This window comes from Pseudomonas sp. FeN3W (assembly GCA_030263805.2).
In the GTDB taxonomy this organism is placed as follows: Bacteria; Pseudomonadota; Gammaproteobacteria; order Pseudomonadales; family Pseudomonadaceae; genus Stutzerimonas; species Stutzerimonas stutzeri_G.
Genome location: CP136010.1, coordinates 2821791 through 2843411 on the forward strand (window position 1 = coordinate 2821791; position 21621 = coordinate 2843411).

Genomic DNA, 21621 nt, shown 5'->3' on the forward strand with positions numbered 1-21621 from the left:
GAGCGGCAAACTTGATTCCGATCAAATGATAATTATTATCAACTAAACCAGAATCGCTCCCATCCAGTCGCTATCGCAGCCGACGAACCATCCGGGAGCCGTTCGATGATCCTCCGTCTTCACCCACTCGCCCTGGCCTGCCTGGCCGCCAGCACCTCCGCACTCGCCGCTCCGCTGGAGCTGCAGGAAACCGTCGTCACCGCCAAGGGCTACGAGGCCGCGACACAGGACATTCCGCAAGCCATCGAGGTGCTGCAGGCACAGCCAGCCGAAACGGCAGCGCCGGCCGGTAGCCTGTTCCGCGGCAAGCCGGGCCTGGCCGTGCACAGCGACGGCGCCTGGGGACAGAACCCGGTGTTGCGCGGCATGAAGAAGGAAAGCGTGGTGCTGATGGTCGACGGCGTGCGGGTCAACTCCGGCCAGCCGCAGGGCTCGCTGGCATCCATGCTCGATCTCGGCCTGCTGGAGCGTGCCGAAGTGGTCAAGGGACCGGGCTCGGTGCTGTACGGCAGCGGCGCCATGGGCGGGGTGGTCAACCTGATCACGCCACAGGCACGCTTCACCGAGCAGAACGAACGCAGCGGACGTTTCTCCACCAGCGCCAGCAGCATCGACAAGGGCTTCGCCGGCGCTACGCTGCTGCGCGACTCCAGCAGCGATCATGCGCTGGTGCTGGGCGTTGCCGGGCGCAAGGTCAACGACTACAAGAGCCCCAGCGGCACCGAAGAAAACACCGGTTACAGCTCCGATACGCTGTTGCTCAAGTACAAGCAGCGCCTGGCCGAGGATGTCAGCGTCAACCTGAACGTCCAGCGCCACACCGACCGCGACGTCTGGTACCCGGGCTCGGCGCGCACCGGCGGCCAGCCGGGCGGCGCCGGCATCCCGGTACCACTCGGTACCGCGACCATCCATTCGCCGCAACAGCAGCGCGAGCTGTTCCAGATCGGTCTGGAAAACGGCCTCGGTGAAGGCACCCTGACCACCGAACTCTATCGTCAGGAGGTCTACCGGGAGATCCGTGCCTACTCCGAACGGCTCGACCGCGACTACGTTCGCAACGACGTCAGCTTCATCACTCATGGGCTGCGCTCGAGCTGGGTGGTGCCGGTCGCCGATCACCTGCTGACGGTGGGCGTCGACGGCTGGAAGATGACCGGCGATCCGGAGCGCTACGTGGATGGCCCACCGACCTTCAACAACAACCAGCGCAACGACCCCTTCAAGGATGCCGAGATCGAATCCTACGGGCTGTTCGTGCATGACGAATTCGACCTCGGCCAGACACGGTTCACCGCCGGCGCCCGCTACGATCGCATCAGCGCCGATGCCCGCGCCAAGGGCAACGGCCCGTCATTGAGAACCAGCGGCCTGGACAGCAGCGACCATAACCTGTCGTGGTCGCTGGGCGCGCTGCACCCGCTGACAGACACCCTCAATCTCTACGCCAACATCGGCCAGGCCTACCGCGCCGCCGACATGCGCGAGCGCTACGACGATGCGCCGCGCGGCGACGGCTACTTCCATGTCGGCAATCCGCAGCTGGACCCGGAGCGCTCCACCAGTTTCGAGTTCGGCCTCAAGGGTAGCGATGGCGATTTCACCTATCAGCTGGCAGCCTTCCACACCCGCATCGACGATTACATCGCCGGCCGGGTGACCGGCACCAACGCGCCCAACGGGCTGCCGATCAAGCGCACCGAGAACCTCGACAAAGTGGTGATCTACGGCCTCGAAGGCAGTGCCAGCAAGGGTGTCGGCGCCTTCGTGGTGGACGGCAGCTTCACCTGGCTGCGCGGCGAGAACGAACAGGACGACGAACCACTGCACCAGATGCCAGCCCACGAGCTGACCCTGGGCATCGGCCAGCCAGCCGAGCGCGGTCTCTACTGGCATGCCCAGCTGCGTGCGGTCGCCGAGCAGGATCGTGTAGCGATCGAGTTCACCCGCGGCGGTGAGGACCGTACCGCAGGCTTCGTTACCGCCGATGCCAGTCTCGGCTGGGGCTTCGGCAAGATCGGCGTGCTGCAGACCGCCAACCTCGATGTGCGCCTGAGCAACCTGTTCGACAAGGCCTACCACGAGCATCTGGCCGATGGCATCAGCGGCGACGAGCTGGAAGCACCCGGGCGCGGCATTACCGTCGCGCTGAGCGGGAGCTTCTGATGCTCCGCCGTCTGCTGTTGGTCGTCCTGCTGGTGGCCGGGGCACCAGCGCTGGCGGACAAACTGCCGCGCCTGGTCCTGGCCGGCCCTTCTTCGTCGGTATCGAATCCGCTGATCCACATGGTCGAATCCGGCGCACTGGACGACCTGGCGGACAAGGTGGAATTCGTCAGCTGGCGCGATCCCGACCAGTTGCGCCTGCTGGCGCTGAACCAGCAGGCGGACGTGCTGGCCATGCCCGTCAACGTCGCGGCCAACCTCTACAACCGTGGCGCCAAGCTGCGCATGCTCAATGTCTCGACCTGGGGGCTGCTCTGGCTGGTGTCCCGCGAACAGGGCCTGACCACCCTGGACGAGCTGCGCGGCAAGGAAATCGCCATGCCGTTCCGCGGCGACATGCCGGATATCCTCTTCGGCCTGCTGGCCGAGCGTGCCGGCATCGATGTGCGCAAGGACCTGCGTCTGCGCTACGTCGCCACCCCCATCGACGCCATGCAGCTGCTGCTGATGCGCCGCACCGACCACGCCCTGCTCGCCGAGCCGGCCATCTCCATGGCCCTGCGCAAGGCCAGCGAGGGGCCGCTGGGGCTGGTCGCACCGGACCTGTATCGCAGCGTCGACCTGCAACAGGAATGGGGTCGCCTGCTGCAACGCGAAGCGCGCATCCCCCAGGCCGGTATCGCGCTGATGGCCAGCGTGAAAGACCAGCCGCAGATCGCCGCGCGGATCGCCCAGGCCTACACCGACTCGCTGCACTGGTGCAGCGCCAACGCCGAGCGCTGCGGCCAGCTGGTCGCCAGTCATCTGCCGATGCTCAACGCCGAAGCGGTAACCGATTCGTTGGCCGTGGCGCAGATGAACGCTGTACCCGCCAGCGAAGCGCGAGCGGAGGTCGAGTTCCTGTTCGAGCTGCTACTGAAAAAGAATCCGGCGCTGATTGGCGGCAAGCTGCCAGCAGATGACTTCTACTCACCGGTCGATGACCAGCCATGAGCCTGCTGCGCAGCTGGCTGGCCAGCCTGCCCGGCTACCTGTGGAGCGGCTGGGGCGCGCTGGCCAGCCTGTGTCTGTTGCTAGCGGCCTGGGAGGCGATTGCCAGCCACTATGGCGCGCTGGTGCTGCCGGCACCGCTGGAAACCTTCTCCCGTCTGCTCCAGCTGATCGACGAAGGGGCAGCCTGGCCGGAGTTGCTGGCCACCAGTCGCCGGGCCTTGCTCGGCTTCGCGCTTTCCGTACTGGTCGGCAGCGTGCTCGGGCTCGCCGCCGGTGTGTCCATGACCGCCTCGATGATGGCGCGGCCGCTGGTCACCGTGCTCATGGGCATGCCGCCGATCGCCTGGCTGGTACTGGCCATGCTCTGGTTCGGCGCCAGCGACGGCACGCCGGTGTTCACCGTATTCATCGCCAGCTTTCCGCTGGTGTTCGTCGGCGCACTGCAGGGCACCCGCACCCTGGACAACCAGCTCAAGGACATGGCTCTGGCCTTCCGCCTGCCACGACACATGCTGTTCTTCGACGTCTACCTGCCGCATGTCGTCTCTTACCTGTTCCCCGCCTGGATCACCGCCCTCGGCATGGCCTGGAAGATCGTGGTGATGGCCGAGCTGCTGGCCACCCAGGACGGCGTCGGCGCCGCCCTGGCGGTGTCGCGCTCGCACCTGGACACCAGCGCCACCATGGCCTGGATTACCGCCGTGGTCGGCCTGCTGCTGGCTGTCGAGTACCTGCTGCTGGAGCCGATCAAGCGCGAAGTCGAACGCTGGCGCGAGGTGGCCTCATGACGCAATTGCATATCCACGGCCTGGCGCATGCCTTTGGCCGTGACGAGATCTTCAGCGGCATCGATTTCAGTCTTGCTGCCGGCGAGGTGGTCGCGCTGGTCGGCCCGTCCGGCTGTGGCAAGACCACCCTGCTACACCTGTGCGCGGGCTTGCTGGACGTGCAGGAGGGGCGAATCGACAACGGTTTCGACAACCCTGCGAGCATGTTCCAGCACCCGCGGCTGCTGCCATGGAAGACCACCGTCGACAACATCGCGCTGGGACTCAAGGCTCGTGGCGGCGGTCGGCGCGAGCGCCTGCGACAGTCCGGTTCGCTGGCGCTGCGCCTGGGGCTGGCGGCGGGCGACCTCGACAAGTTCCCGCACCAACTCTCCGGCGGCATGCAGAGTCGTGTATCGCTGGCCAGGGCGCTGGTACTGCAACCCGACCTGCTGCTGCTCGACGAGCCATTCGCCGCGCTCGACATCGGCCTGAAGGAAGATCTCTATGCACTCCTGCTGGCCGAGCAGGCCGCACGCGGCATGGGCGTGCTGATGATTACCCACGACCTGATGGAAGCCGTGCGCCTGGCGGATCGAATCCTGATCATGGCTGCCGAGCCGGGGCGCATCGTCAGTCACCTGGCGCTGGATCTGCCAGCCGTGCAGCGCAGCGACGCCTGGATCTACCAGCACACCGCCGAATTGCTGCAGTTGCCGGCCGTACGGGAGAGTTTCGGCCTGGCCAGCCGTGCGCCGCAGACCTTGCCTAACGTCGCCAAAGTCGTCATTCGCGAGGCGGCACCCTCGCCCTCCGCCAGCAGAGCGCGCTCACGATGCTGAAAACCTTATCGCCGCGACTCGCCAACTGGCCGCTGCTGCTGTGCAGCTTCCGTCCGCTGTTTCTCGCCACCGTGCTGCTGGCGGTGACTGGCGTCGCGCTATGGCTGGGTTTTCTCGGGTTCGGGTTGCCGCTGCCAGGCGTGCCGGGTGGACCGCTGGTATGGCATGCCCACGAAATGCTGCTCGGCTTCGGTCTTGCGGCAGTCGCCGGCTTCGTCCTCACCGCGGTGCCGGAATTTACCGCCACCGCGGCATTCGGTCGGCCGGTAGGTTTCGGCTTTCTACTGCTGTGGCTCGCGGCCAGGCTGAGCTTCTGGCTTTCCGGCGCAATCGGGCCGTGGCCGGCGGCGCTGTTCAACAGCGTCTTCGCCATCGCCCTGCTGGTGCTGCTCGCACCGCGTCTGCTGGGCGACCCGCTGCGCCGGCAGTACGGCTTCTGCGGCGGGCTCGGCGCGCTGGCGCTGGTGACTGTCGGCTTTCATATCGATGCCGTCGGCGGCCAGTACCCGATGCGCTGGCTGTACGCTGGCATCGGCGTGATGATGGTGCTGATCGTGGTAGCCATGAGCCGAATCTCCATGCGCATCCTCAACGACGCCATTCAGGCACGCCGGAATGCCGGGCACGAAGTGGACGAGGACTACCGCGCGCGCCCGCCACGACGCAATCTGGCGATCTTCTGCATCAGCCTGTTCAGCCTCGCCGAATGGCTGGCCCTGCCGGCGCCGCTCAACGGCTGGCTGGCGCTGGCCACGGCGGCAGCCATGCTCAATCTGCTCAACGACTGGCACATCGGCCGCGCGTTGCTGGAGCGCTGGTCGCTGATGCTCTACAGCGTCTATTGGCTGATGGCGCTGGGCTATGGCGCACTGGGCATCTCACTGCTCACCGACGGTTTTGCCAGCAGCGCCGGGCGCCATCTGCTGACGCTCGGCGCCATGGGCGTATCGATTCTGGCCGTGTTGTGCATCGCCGGGCGCACCCACAGCGGTTATGCACTGGATCAGCGGCGCTGGGTACCGCTGGCGGCCGCACTGCTGGTGCTGGCCGCATTGCTGCGCGCGGGCGCGGGCCTCTCGGGCGCGCCGGCGCAGGTGCTGACGCTGCTGGCCGGCCTCGGCTGGCTGGCAGCCTTTGCCCTGGCCTGCCGCTACCTGGCGCCGGTCTGGCTACGTCCCCGGCCGGACGGCGGCCAGGGTTGCGAGGAACCGCAGGAAACCGCGACTTCAGGCGGATGCGTGACCGCGCGGACGGGCCTGCGACACGACTCGCCCCCGGCGCTACCGTAGGTTGGGTTGAGCGTAGCGAAGCCCAACGGGCGGAGGTCGTGCATCACCTGCGCGTGTGTTGGGCTTCGGCGCTACGCGCCTCAACCCAACCTACGGGGGATTTGTCAGCTATGCGCCGAACGAGATCCCGTCCAACGCAGGGCGGGTTGCAACCCGCCGAACGAGGTTCGCACCCACACCATCGCCGAGCCGTGCCTCACCGTAAAAACAGAACCCACCGATAAGACAAGGCTTACATGCCGGTCAGGCGGATGCGTGACCGCGCGGACGGACCTGCGACACGGCTCGCCCCCAGCGCTACCGTAGGTTGGGTTGAGCGTAGCGAAGCCCAACGGGCGGAGGTCGTGCATCACCTGCGCGTGTGTTGGGCTTCGGCGCTACGCGCCTCAACCCAACCTACGGTGGATTTGTCAGCTATGCGCCGAACGAGATCCCGTCCAACGCAGGGCGGGTTGCAACCCGCCGAACGGGGGTCGCACCCACACCATCGCCGAGCCGTGCCTCACCGTAAAAACAGAACCCACCGATAAGGCAAGGCTTACATGCCGGTCAGGCGGATGCGTGACCGCGCGGACGGGCCTGCGACACGGCTCGCCCCCGGCGCTACCGTAGGTTGGGTTGAGCGTAGCGAAGCCCAACGGGCGGAGGTCGTGCATCACCTGCGCGTGTGTTGGGCTTCGGCGCTACGCGCCTCAACCCAACCTACGGTGGATTTGTCAGCTATGCGCCGAACGAGATGCCGTCCAACGCAGGGCGGGTTGCAACCCGCCGAACGGGTTCGCATCCACACCATCGCCGAGAACCGTAGGTGGATTCAGCTATGCGCCGAGGGCGGCACCGGCACCTTGCGACTGTCGATCACCTGGCGCCAGGTGGGATTGCCAGTGGTTTCATCCATCGCCTGCTGCATCGCGCGGATGCGGCGCTTCTCGGCACGCCGGGTGAGATACCAGGCAAGGAAGGTTGCCAGCGACACGCTGAGCAGGATCAGACTGGCCACCGCGTTGATCTCCGGCTTCACCCCCAGGCGCACGGCGGAGAAGATCTCCATCGGCAGGGTGGTCGAGCCGGGGCCGGAGACGAAGCTGGCCAGCACCAGATCGTCCAGCGACAGGGCGAAGGACAGCATGCCGCCTGCGGCCAGCGACGGTGCGATCATCGGCATGGTGATCAGGAAGAACACCTTCCACGGCCGCGCACCGAGGTCCATCGCCGCTTCCTCGATGGACAGGTCGAGCTCGCGCAGGCGCGCCATCACCACCACCGCAACGTAGGCCGAGCAGAACGTGGTGTGAGCGATCCAGATGGTCACCAGCCCGCGCTGCGCCGGCCAGCCGATCAGTTGCGCCATGGCGACGAACAGCAGCAGCAGCGACAGGCCGGTGATCACTTCCGGCATCACCAGCGGCGCGGTGACCAGGCCACCGAACAGCGTGCGGCCGCGGAATACCGGGATACGCGTGAGCACGAAGGCGGCCATGGTGCCCAGCGCCACCGCGGCGATCGCGGTGTAGGCGGCGACTTCCAGCGAGCGCATCACCGCGCCCATCAGCTGGGAGTTATCGAGCAGGCCGGCGTACCATTTCAGCGACCAGCCGCCCCACACCGTCACCAACCGCGAGGCGTTGAACGAGTAGATGACCAGAATCACCATCGGCAGGTAGATGAACAGCAGCCCGAGCACCAGGATCAGGTTGGAAAAGCTCCAGCGCCTCATAGCTTGCCCTCCAGTTCCTTGGCCATGCTTATGGATGAAGAGCCGGTTGAACAGGACAGGCAGCGAGTCGGGTAGGTCATAGCTTGCCCTCCAGCTCTTTCGCCTGGTTCCGGTTGAACAGGATGATCGGTACCAGCAGGATCGCCAGCATCACCACCGCCAGCGCCGAAGCCACTGGCCAGTCACGGTTGTTGAAGAACTCCTGCCACAGCACCTTGCCGATCATCAGCGTCTCCGGGCCACCGAGCAGTTCGGGGATGACGAACTCGCCTACCACCGGAATGAACACCAGCATGCAGCCGGCGATGATGCCGTTCTTCGACAACGGCACGGTGATCTTCCAGAAGCTGGTGAGGTTGCGCGCGCCGAGGTCGGAAGCCGCCTCGAGCAGGCTCGGGTCATGCTTCACCAGGTTGGCGTAAAGCGGCAGGATCATGAACGGCAGGTAGGAATAGACCACACCGATGTACACCGCGGCGTCGGTATTGAGGATCTGCAATGGCGCGTCGATCAGGCCGAGGCCCTGCAACAGTCCGTTGAGGATGCCGTTGCTGCTGAGGATGCCCATCCAGGCGTAGACGCGAATCAGGATGGCGGTCCAGGTCGGCATCATGATCAGCAGTAGCAGAACCGTCTGCAGGTCCTTGCGCGCACGGGCAATGGCGTAAGCCATCGGATAGCCGATCAGCAGGCAGAGCAGCGTGCTGAAGAAGGCGATCCGCAGCGAGCCCAGATAGGCCGCCAGATACAGCTCGTCTTCGCTGAGGAAGATGTAGTTGCCCAGGTTGATCAGCACCTGCAGCTGCTGGTCGGCATAGGCGAAGATGTCGGTGTACGGCGGAATGGCCACATCCGCTTCGGCAAAGCTGATCTTCAGCACAATGGCGAAGGGCAGCAGGAAGAACAGCATCAGCCACAGGAAGGGCACGCCGATGACCAGTCGGCGCCCGGTATTCAGGGGCGAGCGCTTCATGCCTGCAATACCACGCCGCTGTCATCCCACCAGTACACGTACACCTCTTCCTCCCAGGTCGGCAGTTTCACGTGACGTTCGGCGTTGGCCATGAAGGCCTGCAGCACGCCGCCGGACGGCAACTTGATGTAGTACACCGAGTGGCCGCCGAGGTAGGCGATGTCGTGCACGACGCCCTTGGCCCAGTTGTAGCCGGGGCGCTCCAGCTCTGGCAGTTCGGTGCCGATCAGCAGCTTTTCCGGGCGAATCGCGTAGGTGATCTGTTTGTCCTCGGCGCGGGTACTGATGCCATGGCCGACGTAGATCGGGTTCTCAAGGCTTGGGCTGGCGATCACGGCATGGTCACCCATGTCTTCGATCAGCTCGCCGTCGAACAGGTTGACGTTGCCGATGAATTCGCAGACCAGGCGGCTCGCCGGCGTCTCGTAAATGTCCATCGGGCTGCCGACCTGGGCGATCCAGCCCAGATGCATGATGGCGATGCGCTCGGCCATGGTCATGGCCTCTTCCTGGTCGTGGGTGACCATCACGCAGGTCACGCCGACGCGCTCGATGATCTGCACCAGTTCCAGCTGCATCTGCGAGCGCAGCTTCTTGTCCAGCGCGCCCATGGGTTCGTCGAGCAGCAGCAGCTTCGGCCGCTTGGCCAGCGAGCGCGCCAGGGCGACGCGCTGGCGCTGGCCACCGGACAGCTGATGTGGCTTGCGCTTGGCGTACTGGGTCATCTGCACCAGACCGAGCATTTCCTTCACCCGCGCCTCGACTTCCTCTTTCGGCAGGCCATCCTGCTTGAGGCCGAAGGCGATGTTCTGCTCCACCGTCATGTGCGGGAACAGCGCGTAGGACTGGAACATCATGTTGATCGGCCGCTCGTAGGGCGGCATGTCGGTGATGTCCTGTCCATCGAGGAAGATGCGCCCCTCGGTGGGCCGCTCGAAGCCGGCGAGCATGCGTAGCAGGGTCGACTTGCCCGAACCCGAGCCACCGAGCAGCGCGAAGATTTCGCCCTGATGGATGCTCAGCGAGACATCATCGACCGCCACCGTTTCGTCGAACTTCTTGGTGACGCGGTCGATCTTCAGCAGCACCTGCTTGTTCTTGCTTTCGCCACTGAGGGCTTTCTTGTAGGCGCTGGAGGCAACGGCCATGCGCGAACTCCCGAAATGAAAAAGATTGGCCGGCCTGCGCCGGGCATTTAATGGTCGTTGCAGAGAGCGCGTCGCCAGACGCGCTCCCGATCGGCCGGCTCCGATTCGCCACCGGCACTGCCGCAGACGGAACGGGAACAGGCCCTGAAGTTCACTTGCCGGATTTCACCTTGGTCCAGGAGCGGGTCGACAGCCGCTGAACCTTGGGCGGCAGCTCGGCGGAGACGTACAGCCGGTCGAGCACTTCCTGCGGCGGATACACCGAGGCATCGCCGCGCACTTCCTGGTCCATCAGCTCGCCTGCCTTGAGATTGGGATTGGCGTAACCGACGTAGTCGCTCACCGCGGCAATCACCTCGGGGCGCAGCAGGTAGTTGATGAAAGCATGGGCCTCTTCGACGTTGCTGGCATCCGCGGGAATGGCGAGCATGTCGAACCAGAGGTTCGCGCCTTCCTTGGGAATGGCGTAGGCGATCTCGACACCCTTGCCGGCTTCCTCGGCGCGAGCGGCGGCCTGGAAGACGTCACCGGAGAACCCGGCGGCGACGCAGATATTGCCATTGGCCAGATCGGAAATGTATTTGGACGAGTGGAAATAACGCACATGCGGTCGCACGGCCAGAAGCTTCTCCTCGGCCTTCTGATAGTCCGCCGCGTTCTCGCTGTTGGGATCGAGCCCCAGGTAATTGAGCATGGCCGGGATCATCTCGTCAGCGGAATCGAGAAAGGCGATGCCACAGCTGGCCAGCTTCTCGGCATTTTCCGGCTCGAAGATCACCGCCCATGAGTCGATCCGGTCGACGCCGAGGGCCGCCTTGACCTTCTCGACGTTGTAGCCGATGCCGTTGGTGCCCCACAGATAGGGTGCCGCATGGGCATTGTCGGGATCGTTCTTCTGCAGTTGCTTGAGCAGTGCCGGATCGATGTTTTCCCAGTTCGGCAGCTTGCTCTTGTCCAGGGCCTGGAAGGCGCCGGCGCGAATCTGCTTGCCGAGAAAATGATTGGAAGGCACCACCACGTCGTAGCCGCTACGACCGGCCAGCAGCTTGCCTTCAAGGGTTTCGTTGGAATCGAAGACATCGTAGACGGGCTTGATGCCAGTCTCCTTCTCGAACTCCTCCAGCGTCGTTTCGCCGATGTAATCCGACCAGTTGTAGATATGCACGGAGGCGGCCTGGGCGGTGGCCGCACCGGCTACGGCGGCGGCGACGATCAACGACTTGAGTGTCGAGCGCATGGGATGAGTCCTCTTGTTACAGGCCGCGCGTGATCCCGGCGGGAAAGGCGGGCTGTTTATTGGAAAAACCTCTGAAAATCAACAGATTTGATGCAAATGTCGGTGCATCACAAAAGACAAGGAATACGTGGCAACGCAACGAGCTGCGCCTGGCCGGACTCCGGTGCCGGTACGCATGCTCCATGCGGCCCGGCACCGGATCGGTCGTATCAGCGACCCGACTTGATCTTGGTCCAGCTGCGGGTCATGGCGCGCTGGGTTTTCGGATCGAGGTCAGGGAAGGTGTACAGCTTCTTCAGCACGTCCTGGCTCGGGTAGATGCCCGGGTCGGTACGAATCGCCTCGTCCACCAGCGGGGTGGCCGCGGCGTTGCCGTTGGGGAACTGCACGTAGTCGGTGATCGACGCCATGACTTCCGGCTTCATCAGGTAGTTGATGAAGGCATGGGCGCTGTCGACGTTCTTCGCGTCGGCCGGCACGGCCAGCATGTCGAAGAAGCTGCCGGCACCTTCCTTGGGAATCTTGTAACCGACGTTGACGCCGTTGCCGGCTTCCTCGGCGCGCGCCTTGGCCTGGTAGATGTCACCCGAATAGCCGATCGCCACGCAGGACTCGCCATTGGCCAGGTCGGAGATGTACTTGGAGGAGTGGAAGTAGGCCACATGCGGACGGATCTGCATGAACAGTTCTTCGGCCTTCTTCAGCTCGTCGGCCTTGCCGCTGTCCGGGGCATAGCCCAGGTAATGCAGGGCGGCAGGGAGGATTTCGGTCGGCGAGTCGAGGAAGGAAACGCCGCAGGACTTCAGCTTCTCGATGTTTTCCGGCTTGAACACCAGGTCCCAGGAATCCACCGGCGCGTTTTCACCCAGCACGGCCTTGACCTTGTCGACGTTGTAGCCGATGCCGATGGTGCCCCACATGTAGGGAATGGAGTACTGGTTGCCCGGATCGCTCGGCTCAAGCGCCTTGAGCAGGTCCTTGTCGAGATTTTCCCAGTTCGGCAGCTTGGACTTGTCCAGCTTCTGGAACACGCCGGCCTTGATCTGCTTGGCCAGGAAAGGGTTGGACGGCACCACCACGTCATAACCGGAGCTGCCGGCCAGCAGTTTGGCTTCCAGCACTTCGTTGCTGTCGAAAACGTCGTAGACGACCTTGATACCGGTTTCCTTGGTGAAGTTCTCCAGGGTGTCTTCGGCGATGTAGTCGGACCAGTTGTAGACGTGCAGAACCTTTTCCTGGGCCTGCGCAGCCCCGGCAACGGTGCCGGCCAGCGTCATGGCAAGTAGTGTCTTGGCGAAGGGATTCATCCGTGCAGCTCCTGTTGTCATCATTAATGTCGGGGCAGTGGAACAGGCCATGAACACACGGCGGCCTGGCGGTGTGGCGGCATCGACACACCCTCGGCAGGTCTGGCCTCCAGCACGCGCGCAGTCTGGCAAGGTCAGGCCCCACTTTTCAACAAGCCGAACGCACAGCGGTGCAAACGACAAACTTAGCTCAGCTGGCGCGGGCTGCCGCCCGGCTCAACCCAGCGCATCCTTGGCCGTGGCGTCGAGGCACAACCGCACCTTGCCGACCAGCTCGTCGATCTGCTCTTCGCCGATCACCAGCGGTGGCGAGATGATCATGGTGTCGCCAACCGCACGCATCACCAGGCCGTTGCGGAAGCAGTGCTCGCGACAGAGCATGCCCACGCCGGGGTCGGCGAAGCGTTCGCGGGTCTTCTTGTTCTTGACCAGTTCGAGCGCACCGAGCAGGCCGACACCTCGCGCCTCGCCCACCAACGGATGCTCGAGCAGTTCCTGCCAGCGAGACTGCAAATAGGGTGCCGTCTTCGTCTTGACCCGCTCGACGATCTTCTCCTCGCGCAGGATGCGGATGTTCTCCAGCGCCACCGCAGCAGCCACCGGATGCCCCGAGTAGGTGAAGCCATGGTAGAACTCGCCGCCCTCGTTGAGCGTGTGCACCACTTCGTCGCGTACCACCACGCCGCCCATGGGGATGTAGCCGGAGGTCAGGCCCTTGGCGATCGGCATCAGGTCCGGCTCGAGGCCGTAGTAGTCGCTACCGAACCACTCACCGGTACGGCCGAAGCCGCAGATGACCTCGTCGGCGATGAACAGGATGTCGTAGCGCACGAGGATTTCCTTGACCCGCGGCCAATAGCTCTCGGGCGGGATGATCACGCCGCCTGCGCCCTGGATCGGCTCGGCGATGAAGGCGGCGACCTTGTCCTCGCCGACCTCGAGAATCTTCTGCTCCAGCTGGTCGGCGATGCGTACGCCGAACTCTTCCGGGCTCATGTCGCCGCCTTCGCCGAACCAGTAGGGCTGGTCGATGTGCTCGATACCGGGAATCGGGCCGTCACCCTGCTCGTGCATGGCCTTCATCCCGCCAAGGCTGGCGCCGGCGATGGTCGAGCCGTGATAGCCGTTCCAGCGGCCGATGACCACCTTCTTCGCCGGCTGGCCCTTGATCGCCCAGTAATGGCGCACCATGCGCAGCACGGTGTCGTTGGCCTCCGAGCCCGAGCCGGTGAAGAACACATGGTTCATCCCGGCCGGCGCGATGTCGGCGATCGCCTTGGCCAGGGCTACGGCCGGCGGATGGGCGGTCTGGAAGAACAGGTTGTAATACGGCAGTTCGCGCATCTGCCTGGTCGCGGCCTCGACCAGTTCCTCGCGACCGTAGCCCAGGTTGACGCACCAGAGCCCGGCCATGGCATCGAGGATCTTGTGCCCTTCGCTGTCCCACAGGTAGACGCCGGACGCCTTGGTGATGATGCGCGTGCCTTTGGCGTTCAGCGCCTTGTAATCGGTGAACGGCGGCAAATGATGGTCGCGGCTCAGCGCTTGCCAGTGCAGGGTTTGCGAATCGCTCATCAGTCACCTCTCGATTGGTCCCGTCGTTTGATTTTTGCTCTTGGCTGAAGCTTGAAGCTTGAAGCTTGAAGCCCCGAGCTTCCGGCTTCCGGCTTCCGGCTTCCGGCTTCCGGCTTCCGGCTTCCGGCTGCTTTTAGACCGACAGCATCAGGAATTCCCGCTCCCAGGAGCTGATCACGCGGTGGTAGTTCTCCTGCTCGGCGCGCTTGACCGCGACGTAGCCGGTGATGAATTTCGGGCTCAGGTACTTCTCCAGCTCGCGGCAGGTTTCCATCCGCTCCAGCGCCGCTTCCAGCGTCAGCGGCAGGCGCAGATTGCGCCGTTCATAGCCACGGCCCTTGACCGGCTGGCTCGGCGGCAACTGCTCGACCATGCCGATGTAGCCGCACAGCAGGCTGGCGGCGATGGCCAGGTAGGGGTTGGCGTCGGCGCCGGCGAGGCGGTTCTCGACGCGGCGGTTCTGCGGGTCGGAATCCGGCACGCGCAGGCCGACGGTACGGTTTTCCTCGCCCCATTCGACGTTCACCGGCGCCGAGGTGTCGGGCAGGAAGCGGCGGAACGAATTGACGTTGGGCGCGAACATCGGCAACAGCTCGGGGATGTACTTCTGCAGGCCGCCGACGTGGTGCAGGAACAGCTGGCTCATGGAACCGTCTTCGTTGGAGAAGATGTTGCGCCCGGTCTCCAGCTCGATCACGCTCTGGTGCAGGTGCATCGCACTGCCCGGTTCGCCGGTCATCGGCTTGGCCATGAAGGTGGCGGCGACGTTGTGCTTGAGCGCCGCCTCGCGCATGGTGCGCTTGAACACCAGGATCTGGTCGGCCAGGTGCAGCGCCTCGCCATGACGGAAGTTGATTTCCATCTGCGCGGTACCTTCCTCGTGGATCAGCGTGTCCAGATCCAGACCCTGCGCTTCGCACCAGTCGTACATGTCCTCGAACAGCGGATCGAATTCGTTGGCGGCGTCGATGGAGAACGACTGGCGGCCGGTCTCCTGGCGGCCGGAACGACCGATCGGCGGCTGGAACGGCAGATCCGGATCCTCGCAGCGCTTGGTCAGGTAGAACTCCATCTCCGGCGCGACGATGGGCTGCCAGCCGCGATCGGCGTACATCTTCAGTACGCGCTTCAAGATGTTGCGCGGCGACAGCTCGATGGGGTTGCCCGTCTTGTCGTAGGTGTCGTGGATCACCTGGGCGGTCGGCTCGATGGCCCAAGGCACGAGGAACACCGCGTTCGGGTCGGGCCGGCAGAACATGTCGATGTCGGCCGGGTCGAGCAGCTCGTAATAGATGTCGTCTTCGACGTAATCACCGGTCACGGTCTGTAGCAGCACGCTCTCCGGCAGACGCATGCCCTTTTCGTCGAGAAATTTATTGGTCGGTGAAATCTTGCCGCGGGCGATCCCGGTCAGGTCGCTGATCAGGCATTCCACTTCGGTGATCTTGCGTTCTTTCAGCCAGCCGGTGAGCTGGTCGAGTTGGATACTCATGTTGACCTCGGGATTGCTGGGGAGGGCCGCCAGGGTCGGCCGTCAGCGTTGTCGGGCGTGCGCCTCGCAGGCTTCGGCGAAGCCACGGAACAACGTCAGATAGTGTGGATGCTCGTGAACCTGCCACTCCGGATGCCACTGCACGCCCAGGGCGAAGCTGCGCGCCTGCTCGACGGAGAACGCCTCGATCAGCCCGTCCGGCGCCAGCGCCTCGATACGCAGACCGGCGCCGAGCCGCTCGACGCCCTGGCCATGTACCGAGTTGACCTGGATCTGCGCCGGCAGGCCCAGTTGCTCGAGCAGGCCACCCGGCTGCACATGCAGCGGATGGCTGAGGCCGTATTGCACCTCCAGCGGATCGTCCGGACGTTCCCGGTGGTCCTGATAGGGGCCGGCCTCGTGAACCTTCTGGAGCAGGCTACCGCCAAAGGCCACGTTCATTTCCTGGAAGCCCCGGCAGATGCCGAACACCGGGATGCCCGCCTCGACGGCCGCGCGAATCAGCGGCAGGGTCAGGCGGTCGCGCAAGGGATCGTGATGGGTACCCGCCTCGCTCGCCGGACCGCCATACTGATGCGGCTCGACATTCGACGGCGAGCCGGTGAACAGCAGACCATCAAAGGTTTCCAGCAGAGTCGCCGGGTCGATCAGCTCATCCAGCGCCGGGATCACCAGCGGCACGCCGGCAATCGCCGCGGCACGCAGGTATTTGTCACCGGCGATGTGGAAGCTGTGATGTCCGATCTGCTTGGTACAGGCCGAAACGCCGATCAGGGGCTTGCGAGGCATGGGATACTCGTTGGTCGAATGGGGCATACCGGAGAGTAGTCTTGTTCATTTTTATAGACAATAGCCCGAATATTAGCCTGGCGCGCGATACCTCCAGCGCGCCGGAGATGCCCCAAAAAAGGCCCATTGTGGGCACTCATGGGGCGCTGGCGGGCTACTATTGACAGTGAACAGGCTTTTCGATTGACTCCCAGACAAGCATCTGATGATTGAAATTTTTAACAATTAAGGTAATTCATCATGGCCCCGCCGCGTGCCGTTCAGCTCAACGAAGCTAACGCATTTCTCAAGGAACATCCGGAGGTTCAGTACGTCGATCTGCTGATCACCGACATGAATGGAGTCGTGCGCGGCAAGCGCATCGAGCGCGCCAGCCTGCACAAGGTCTACGAAAAGGGTATCAACCTCCCCGCTTCGCTGTTCGCCCTCGACATCAACGGCATCACCGTCGAAAGCACCGGCCTGGGCATGGACATCGGCGACTCCGACCGCACCTGCTTCCCGATTCCCAACACGCTGTGCAAGGAACCCTGGCAGAAGCGCCCCACCGCGCAGCTGCTGATGACCATGCACGAGCGTGACGGCGATCCCTTCTTCGCCGACCCGCGCGAGGTGCTGCGCCAGGTGGTGAGCAAGTTCGACGAGCTGGGCCTGACCATCTGCGCCGCCTTCGAACTCGAGTTCTATCTGATCGATCAGGAGAACATCAACGGCCGGCCGCAACCGCCGCGCTCGCCGATTTCCGGCAAGCGCCCGCACTCGACCCAGGTCTACCTGATCGACGATCTCGACGAGTACGTCGACTGCCTGCAGGACATTCTCGAAGGCGCCAAGGAGCAAGGCATTCCAGCCGACGCCATCGTCAAGGAAAGCGCCCCGGCGCAGTTCGAAGTCAACCTGCACCACGTCGCCGATCCGATCAAGGCATGCGATTACGCAGTGCTGCTCAAGCGCCTGATCAAGAACATCGCCTACGACCACGAGATGGACACCACCTTCATGGCCAAACCCTACCCGGGCCAGGCCGGCAACGGTCTGCATGTGCACATCTCGCTGCTCGACAAGAAGGGCAACAATATATTCGCCACCGAGAATCCGCTGGAAAGCGAGCCGCTGCGCCACGCCATCGGCGGCCTGCAGCAGACCATGGCGGCCTCGATGGCCTTTCTCTGCCCCAACGTGAACTCCTACCGCCGCTTTGGCGCCCAGTTCTACGTGCCCAACGCGCCCTGCTGGGGCATGGACAACCGCACCGTGGCACTGCGCGTGCCGACCGACAGCCCGGACGCGGTACGCATCGAGCACCGGGTCGCCGGCGCCGACGCCAACCCCTACCTGCTGCTCGCCGGCATTCTCGCGGGGGTGCATCACGGCCTGACCAACAAGATCGAGCCGGATGCCCCCATCGAGGGCAACTCCTACGAGCAGGTCGAGCAGAGCCTGCCGACCAACCTGCGCGACGCCCTGCGCGAGCTGGACGACAGCGAGATCATGGCGCGCTACATCAGCCCCGATTACATCGATATCTTCGTCGCCTGCAAGGAGAGCGAACTGGCCGAGTTCGAGCATTCGATCTCGGACCTGGAATACAACTGGTATCTGCATACCGTCTAGCCGCAGGCCCGCGCGCTCGGGGCGACCGCCACGGCGGTTTGCATCCGCCGCCGGGCTGGCATCAAATACGCCGATGACCAAGCCCAACCCCGCGACGCCCAGTCGCCGCCCGCGCGCCAGCAGCCAGGCGCGCATCCGGCAGATTCTCTCCAGCGCCCGCGAACTGCTCGCCGAGCAGGGCGCCGCGACGCTGTCGGTATACGCGGTGGCCGAGCGTGCCGGCATCCCGCCCTCTTCCGTCTACCACTTCTTCTCCGGCGTACCGGCATTGCTCGCGGCGCTGACGGCGGATGTGCACGCGATGTTCAGGGCCAGCCTCGAGCAGCCCATCGATCACCAGAGCCTGACCAGCTGGCGCGACCTGTCGCGGCTGATCGAACAACGCATGCTCAGGATCTACGAGCAGGACAGCGCCGCCCGCCAGTTGATCCTGGTGCAGCATGGCCTTGGCGAGGTGACGCAGACCGATCAGCGTCTGGACCTGGAACTCGGCCAGGCCATGCAGGCCGTGTTCGAACGGCATTTCGCCCTGCCGCCGCTGCCGCAGGACATCGATGTGTTCGCCATGGCCGTGGAACTCGGCGACCGCGTCTATGCTCGATCCATACAGCTGTACGGCAGCCTGACGCCGCGCATGGCCGAGGAAGGCCTGCGCGTATTCGATGCCTACCTTAATCTGTATCTGCCGCCGTGCTTGCCGAAGCGTGAATCGCCGAACTACTGATCGATAAATATCGATAAACGGTTAGCCAGCTCGTTCACCAAGGCATTCATGGCACTATCAATCCGGATAACTATCGAATAAATTTGCGCCTTCGATAGCCGCCGCCCTTTCAACCGCAGCCGCGAGGTTTCCATGTCCCGAGTCGTTACCGTTGCCGCCACCCAGATGGCCTGTTCCTGGGATCGCCAGGCCAACATCGCCAATGCCGACAAACTGGTGCGTGAGGCCGCCGCCAAGGGCGCGCAGATCATTCTCATCCAGGAGCTGTTCGAGACACCCTACTTCTGCCAGAAGCCCAATGCCGAGTACCTGCAGCTGGCCACGCCGGTCGAGCAAAATCCGGCTATCCAGCATTTCCAGAAGGTCGCCGCCGAACTGCAGGTGGTGTTGCCGATCAGCTTCTTCGAGCTGGCCGGACGTGCCCGCTTCAACTCCATCGCCATCATCGATGCCGACGGCAAGCTGCTCGGCGTCTACCGCAAGAGCCACATCCCGGATGGCCCCGGCTATCACGAGAAGTACTACTTCAATCCCGGCGACACCGGCTTCAAGGTGTGGAACACCCGCTACGCCAAGATCGGCGTGGCCATCTGCTGGGACCAGTGGTTCCCCGAGACCGCACGCAGCATGGCGCTGATGGGCGCCGAACTGTTGTTCTACCCGACCGCCATCGGCAGCGAGCCGCACGATCCGACCATCACTTCGCGCGACCACTGGCAGCGTGTGCAGCAGGGCCATGCCGGCGCCAACCTGATGCCGCTGATCGCCAGCAACCGCATCGGCAAGGAAGAGCAGGACGGCTACGACATCACCTTCTACGGCTCGTCGTTCATCGCCGACCAGTTCGGGGCCAAGGTCGAGGAAATGGACCAGACCAGCGAAGGCGTGCTGGTGCATGAATTCAACCTCGACCAGCTGGAACACATCCGCAGCGCCTGGGGCGTGTTCCGTGATCGCCGGCCGAACCTGTACGGCTCGATCAAGACCCTGGACGGTGAAACGCCGTCGGAATGAACGTAGGGTGGAAAACCGCGCAGCGTTTTCCACCAGGGACGCACATGGTGGAAAAGGCCTGCGGCCGTTTTCCACCCTACCAGGATCTCAGCCATGACCACCCTCAGCTCTACGCCCCGCCAAGACGGCTACTTCATGCCCGCCGAATGGGCACCGCACAGCCAGGCCTGGATGGTCTGGCCGCAACGCCCGGACAACTGGCGTGACAACGGCGCGCCCGCGCAGGCCGCGTTCACCGCCGTGGCCAAGGCGATCGCCCGTTTCGAGCCGGTCACCGTCTGCGCCAGCGCCGAGCAGTACCTCGCTGCCCGCGCGGCACTGGACGATCCGCGCATCCGCGTGGTGGAACTGAGCAGCGACGACGCCTGGGTGCGCGATACCGGGCCGACCTTCGTCATCGACGACCAAGGCGGCCTGCGCGGCGTCGACTGGACGTTCAATGCCTGGGGTGGCGAAGACGGCGGGCTCTACGCTGACTGGCAGCGCGACGACGAAGTGGCACGCAAGATCCTCGAGATCGAATACTGCGACCGCTACCGCACCGAGGGCTTCGTGCTCGAGGGCGGCTCGATCCACGTCGACGGCGAAGGCACGCTGATCACCACCGAGGAGTGCCTGCTCAATCGCAACCGCAATCCGCATCTGTCCCGCGAGCAGATCGAGGCGGTGCTGCGCGAGCACCTGGCGGTCGACCGCATCATCTGGCTGCCGCACGGCCTGTTCAACGACGAAACCGATGGCCACGTCGACAACTTCTGCTGCTTCGTACGCCCGGGCGAAGTGCTGCTGGCCTGGACCGACGACGCGAACGACCCCAACTTCGCGCGCTGTCAGGCGGCCATGACCGTGCTGCAGAGCACTCGCGACGCCAAGGGCCGCGCGCTGACGGTGCACAAGATGCCGATCCCCGGCCCGCTGCACGCGACCACTGAAGAATGCGCCGGTGTGCTCGCCCTGGATGGCAGCCAGCCGCGCGACCCGTCGATACGACTGGCCGGCAGCTACGTGAACTTTCTCATCGTCAACGGCGGCATCATCGCCCCGGCCTTCGGCGACCCGCTGGACGCCGAAGCCGAGCGCATCCTGGCGCAGCTCTTTCCCGAGCATCAGGTCGCCATGGTGTCCGGCCGCGAGATCCTCCTCGGCGGCGGCAACATCCACTGCATCACCCAGCAGCAGCCGCTGCCGGCTCAGCGTCGCCAAGGGGCGAACCAGCCCAAGCCGTCCTCGGTCAAGCCGCGCGGGTTGTACTCGCAACCGATCCAGCCGTCGTAGCCGACCTCGTCGAGCAGGGCGAACAAGTACGGGTAGTTAACTTCACCGAGGTCCGGCTCGTGCCGATCCGGCACCCCAGCGATCTGGATATGCCCGACGCCGGCGCAGAAGCGCTGGAAACCGGCGATCAGATCGCCCTCCATGATCTGCGCATGAAACAGGTCCAGTTGCACACGCAGATTAGGTTCGCCCAACTCGGCCAGGATCGCATGACCCTCGACCTGTCGATTGATGAAGTAGCCCGGAATCGAGCGGCTGTTGATCGGCTCGATCAACAGGGTCAGGTCATGCTCGGCCAGTCGCCGCGCGGCGTAACGCAAGTTGTCCAGATAGACCTCGCGCATGCGCGGGCGCAGGTTTTCATCGCTCACCAGCCCCGCCATCGCGTGCAGCCTGGGACAGCCCAGCGCGCGGGCATATTCGATGGCGCGATCGACGCTTTCGCGAAACTCCGCCTCGCGGCCCGGCAGCGCGGCGATACCGCGCTCGCCGGCGGCGAAGTCACCCGGCGGCAGGTTGAACAGCACCTGTTCCAGCCCATGGTCGGCCAAGCGCCCGGCCAGCTCCGCCGGTGCGAATTCGTAGGGGAACAGGTACTCCACGCCTTGGAAACCGGCGGCGGCGGCGCGACCGAAGCGCTCCAGAAAGGGTGCATCGTTGAACATCATGCTGAGGTTGGCAGCGAAGCGTGGCATGGCAA

Annotated in this window: 17 protein-coding genes and 1 pseudogene; 9 read left to right on the top strand and 9 right to left on the bottom strand. The window is 64.4% G+C overall.

What is annotated here, in order from left to right; translation table 11 throughout:
• The first annotated feature begins 105 nt into the window (after positions 1-105).
• From P5704_013395 to P5704_013415, 5 genes are read left to right on the top strand one after another with little or no spacing between them, the layout of a single operon-like run.
• Positions 106-2166: a TonB-dependent receptor gene (locus tag P5704_013395; protein WOF77065.1), complete on the top strand. Its 2061-nt coding sequence runs from the start codon at positions 106-108 to the stop codon at positions 2164-2166.
• The gene (locus P5704_013400) at positions 2166-3158 is read left to right on the top strand and encodes an MqnA/MqnD/SBP family protein (GenBank protein ID WOF77066.1); all 993 of its coding nucleotides are present in this window, start codon (positions 2166-2168) and stop codon (positions 3156-3158) included. The genes P5704_013395 and P5704_013400 overlap by 1 nt, the downstream gene beginning before the upstream one ends.
• Positions 3155-3946, top strand: a complete 792-nt coding sequence (locus tag P5704_013405) for an ABC transporter permease subunit (protein WOF77067.1) — start codon at positions 3155-3157, stop codon at positions 3944-3946. The genes P5704_013400 and P5704_013405 overlap by 4 nt, the downstream gene beginning before the upstream one ends.
• Positions 3943-4767: an ATP-binding cassette domain-containing protein gene (locus P5704_013410; GenBank protein WOF77068.1), complete on the top strand. Its 825-nt coding sequence runs from the start codon at positions 3943-3945 to the stop codon at positions 4765-4767. Before P5704_013405 ends, P5704_013410 begins: the two co-directional genes overlap by 4 nt.
• Positions 4761-6056: an NnrS family protein gene (locus tag P5704_013415; protein ID WOF77069.1), complete on the top strand. Its 1296-nt coding sequence runs from the start codon at positions 4761-4763 to the stop codon at positions 6054-6056. Before P5704_013410 ends, P5704_013415 begins: the two co-directional genes overlap by 7 nt.
• 814 nt (positions 6057-6870) lie before the next feature.
• On the opposite strand, the gene P5704_013420 is transcribed toward P5704_013415, so the two are convergent.
• The 8 genes from P5704_013420 to P5704_013455 all read right to left on the bottom strand — a co-directional run bounded on the left by P5704_013420 (position 6871) and on the right by P5704_013455 (position 16294).
• Positions 6871-7773 carry an ABC transporter permease subunit gene (locus tag P5704_013420; GenBank protein WOF77070.1) on the bottom strand — a complete coding sequence of 301 codons (903 nt, stop codon included), beginning with the start codon at positions 7771-7773 and terminating at the stop codon, positions 6871-6873.
• Between the two features lie 76 nt (positions 7774-7849).
• Positions 7850-8731: an ABC transporter permease subunit gene (locus P5704_013425; GenBank protein ID WOF81229.1), complete on the bottom strand. Its 882-nt coding sequence runs from the start codon at positions 8729-8731 to the stop codon at positions 7850-7852.
• Between the two features lie 11 nt (positions 8732-8742).
• On the bottom strand, positions 8743-9894 hold the full coding sequence (gene potA / locus P5704_013430) for a polyamine ABC transporter ATP-binding protein (GenBank protein ID WOF77071.1): 1152 nt from the start codon (positions 9892-9894) through the stop codon (positions 8743-8745).
• Positions 9895-10045: 151 nt separating this feature from the next.
• Positions 10046-11131, bottom strand: a complete 1086-nt coding sequence (locus P5704_013435; GenBank protein ID WOF77072.1) for a polyamine ABC transporter substrate-binding protein — start codon at positions 11129-11131, stop codon at positions 10046-10048.
• 209 nt (positions 11132-11340) lie between these two features.
• Complete coding sequence (locus P5704_013440) at positions 11341-12438, bottom strand: polyamine ABC transporter substrate-binding protein (protein ID WOF77073.1); 1098 nt, start codon at positions 12436-12438, stop codon at positions 11341-11343.
• 216 nt (positions 12439-12654) lie between these two features.
• Positions 12655-14013, bottom strand: coding sequence for an aspartate aminotransferase family protein (locus tag P5704_013445; protein ID WOF77074.1), 1359 nt, complete (start codon positions 14011-14013; stop codon positions 12655-12657).
• 133 nt (positions 14014-14146) lie between these two features.
• Positions 14147-15505, bottom strand: coding sequence for a glutamine synthetase family protein (locus P5704_013450; protein WOF77075.1), 1359 nt, complete (start codon positions 15503-15505; stop codon positions 14147-14149).
• A gap of 42 nt (positions 15506-15547) precedes the next feature.
• Positions 15548-16294 carry a gamma-glutamyl-gamma-aminobutyrate hydrolase family protein gene (locus tag P5704_013455; GenBank protein WOF77076.1) on the bottom strand — a complete coding sequence of 249 codons (747 nt, stop codon included), beginning with the start codon at positions 16292-16294 and terminating at the stop codon, positions 15548-15550.
• 237 nt (positions 16295-16531) lie between these two features.
• Here P5704_013455 and P5704_013460 point away from each other — a divergent pair, with 237 nt between their 5' ends.
• The 4 genes and pseudogenes from P5704_013460 (at position 16532) to aguA (ending at position 20840) form a co-directional block, all read left to right on the top strand.
• Complete coding sequence (locus P5704_013460; GenBank protein WOF81230.1) at positions 16532-17908, top strand: glutamine synthetase family protein; 1377 nt, start codon at positions 16532-16534, stop codon at positions 17906-17908.
• Between the two features lie 73 nt (positions 17909-17981).
• Positions 17982-18632 (top strand): TetR/AcrR family transcriptional regulator, encoded by a 651-nt coding sequence (locus P5704_013465; protein WOF77077.1) that lies wholly within the window; start codon positions 17982-17984, stop codon positions 18630-18632.
• Positions 18633-18764: 132 nt separating this feature from the next.
• Positions 18765-19646 (top strand): N-carbamoylputrescine amidase, encoded by an 882-nt coding sequence (gene aguB / locus P5704_013470; protein WOF77078.1) that lies wholly within the window; start codon positions 18765-18767, stop codon positions 19644-19646.
• 93 nt (positions 19647-19739) lie between these two features.
• Positions 19740-20840: pseudogene (gene aguA, locus P5704_013475) on the top strand (agmatine deiminase).
• On the opposite strand, the gene P5704_013480 reads toward aguA, so the two are convergent.
• Positions 20837-21616 carry a hydroxypyruvate isomerase family protein gene (locus P5704_013480; GenBank protein WOF77079.1) on the bottom strand — a complete coding sequence of 260 codons (780 nt, stop codon included), beginning with the start codon at positions 21614-21616 and terminating at the stop codon, positions 20837-20839. The pseudogene aguA and the gene P5704_013480 overlap by 4 nt on opposite strands.
• Between the last annotated feature and the right edge of the window lie 5 nt (positions 21617-21621).

Excerpts from the sequence above, each read along its gene's own strand:
- P5704_013395 (WOF77065.1), top strand. The coding sequence starts at position 106 with ATGATCCTCCGTCTTCACCCACTCGCCCTGGCCTGCCTGGCCGCCAGC.
- P5704_013400 (WOF77066.1), top strand. The coding sequence starts at position 2,166 with ATGCTCCGCCGTCTGCTGTTGGTCGTCCTGCTGGTGGCCGGGGCACCA.
- P5704_013405 (WOF77067.1), top strand. The coding sequence starts at position 3,155 with ATGAGCCTGCTGCGCAGCTGGCTGGCCAGCCTGCCCGGCTACCTGTGG.
- P5704_013410 (WOF77068.1), top strand. The coding sequence starts at position 3,943 with ATGACGCAATTGCATATCCACGGCCTGGCGCATGCCTTTGGCCGTGAC.
- P5704_013415 (WOF77069.1), top strand. The coding sequence starts at position 4,761 with ATGCTGAAAACCTTATCGCCGCGACTCGCCAACTGGCCGCTGCTGCTG.
- P5704_013420 (WOF77070.1), bottom strand. The coding sequence starts at position 7,773 with ATGAGGCGCTGGAGCTTTTCCAACCTGATCCTGGTGCTCGGGCTGCTG.
- potA (WOF77071.1), bottom strand. The coding sequence starts at position 9,894 with ATGGCCGTTGCCTCCAGCGCCTACAAGAAAGCCCTCAGTGGCGAAAGC.
- P5704_013435 (WOF77072.1), bottom strand. The coding sequence starts at position 11,131 with ATGCGCTCGACACTCAAGTCGTTGATCGTCGCCGCCGCCGTAGCCGGT.
- P5704_013440 (WOF77073.1), bottom strand. The coding sequence starts at position 12,438 with ATGAATCCCTTCGCCAAGACACTACTTGCCATGACGCTGGCCGGCACC.
- P5704_013445 (WOF77074.1), bottom strand. The coding sequence starts at position 14,013 with ATGAGCGATTCGCAAACCCTGCACTGGCAAGCGCTGAGCCGCGACCAT.
- P5704_013450 (WOF77075.1), bottom strand. The coding sequence starts at position 15,505 with ATGAGTATCCAACTCGACCAGCTCACCGGCTGGCTGAAAGAACGCAAG.
- P5704_013455 (WOF77076.1), bottom strand. The coding sequence starts at position 16,294 with ATGCCTCGCAAGCCCCTGATCGGCGTTTCGGCCTGTACCAAGCAGATC.
- P5704_013465 (WOF77077.1), top strand. The coding sequence starts at position 17,982 with ATGACCAAGCCCAACCCCGCGACGCCCAGTCGCCGCCCGCGCGCCAGC.
- aguB (WOF77078.1), top strand. The coding sequence starts at position 18,765 with ATGTCCCGAGTCGTTACCGTTGCCGCCACCCAGATGGCCTGTTCCTGG.
- P5704_013480 (WOF77079.1), bottom strand. The coding sequence starts at position 21,616 with ATGCCACGCTTCGCTGCCAACCTCAGCATGATGTTCAACGATGCACCC.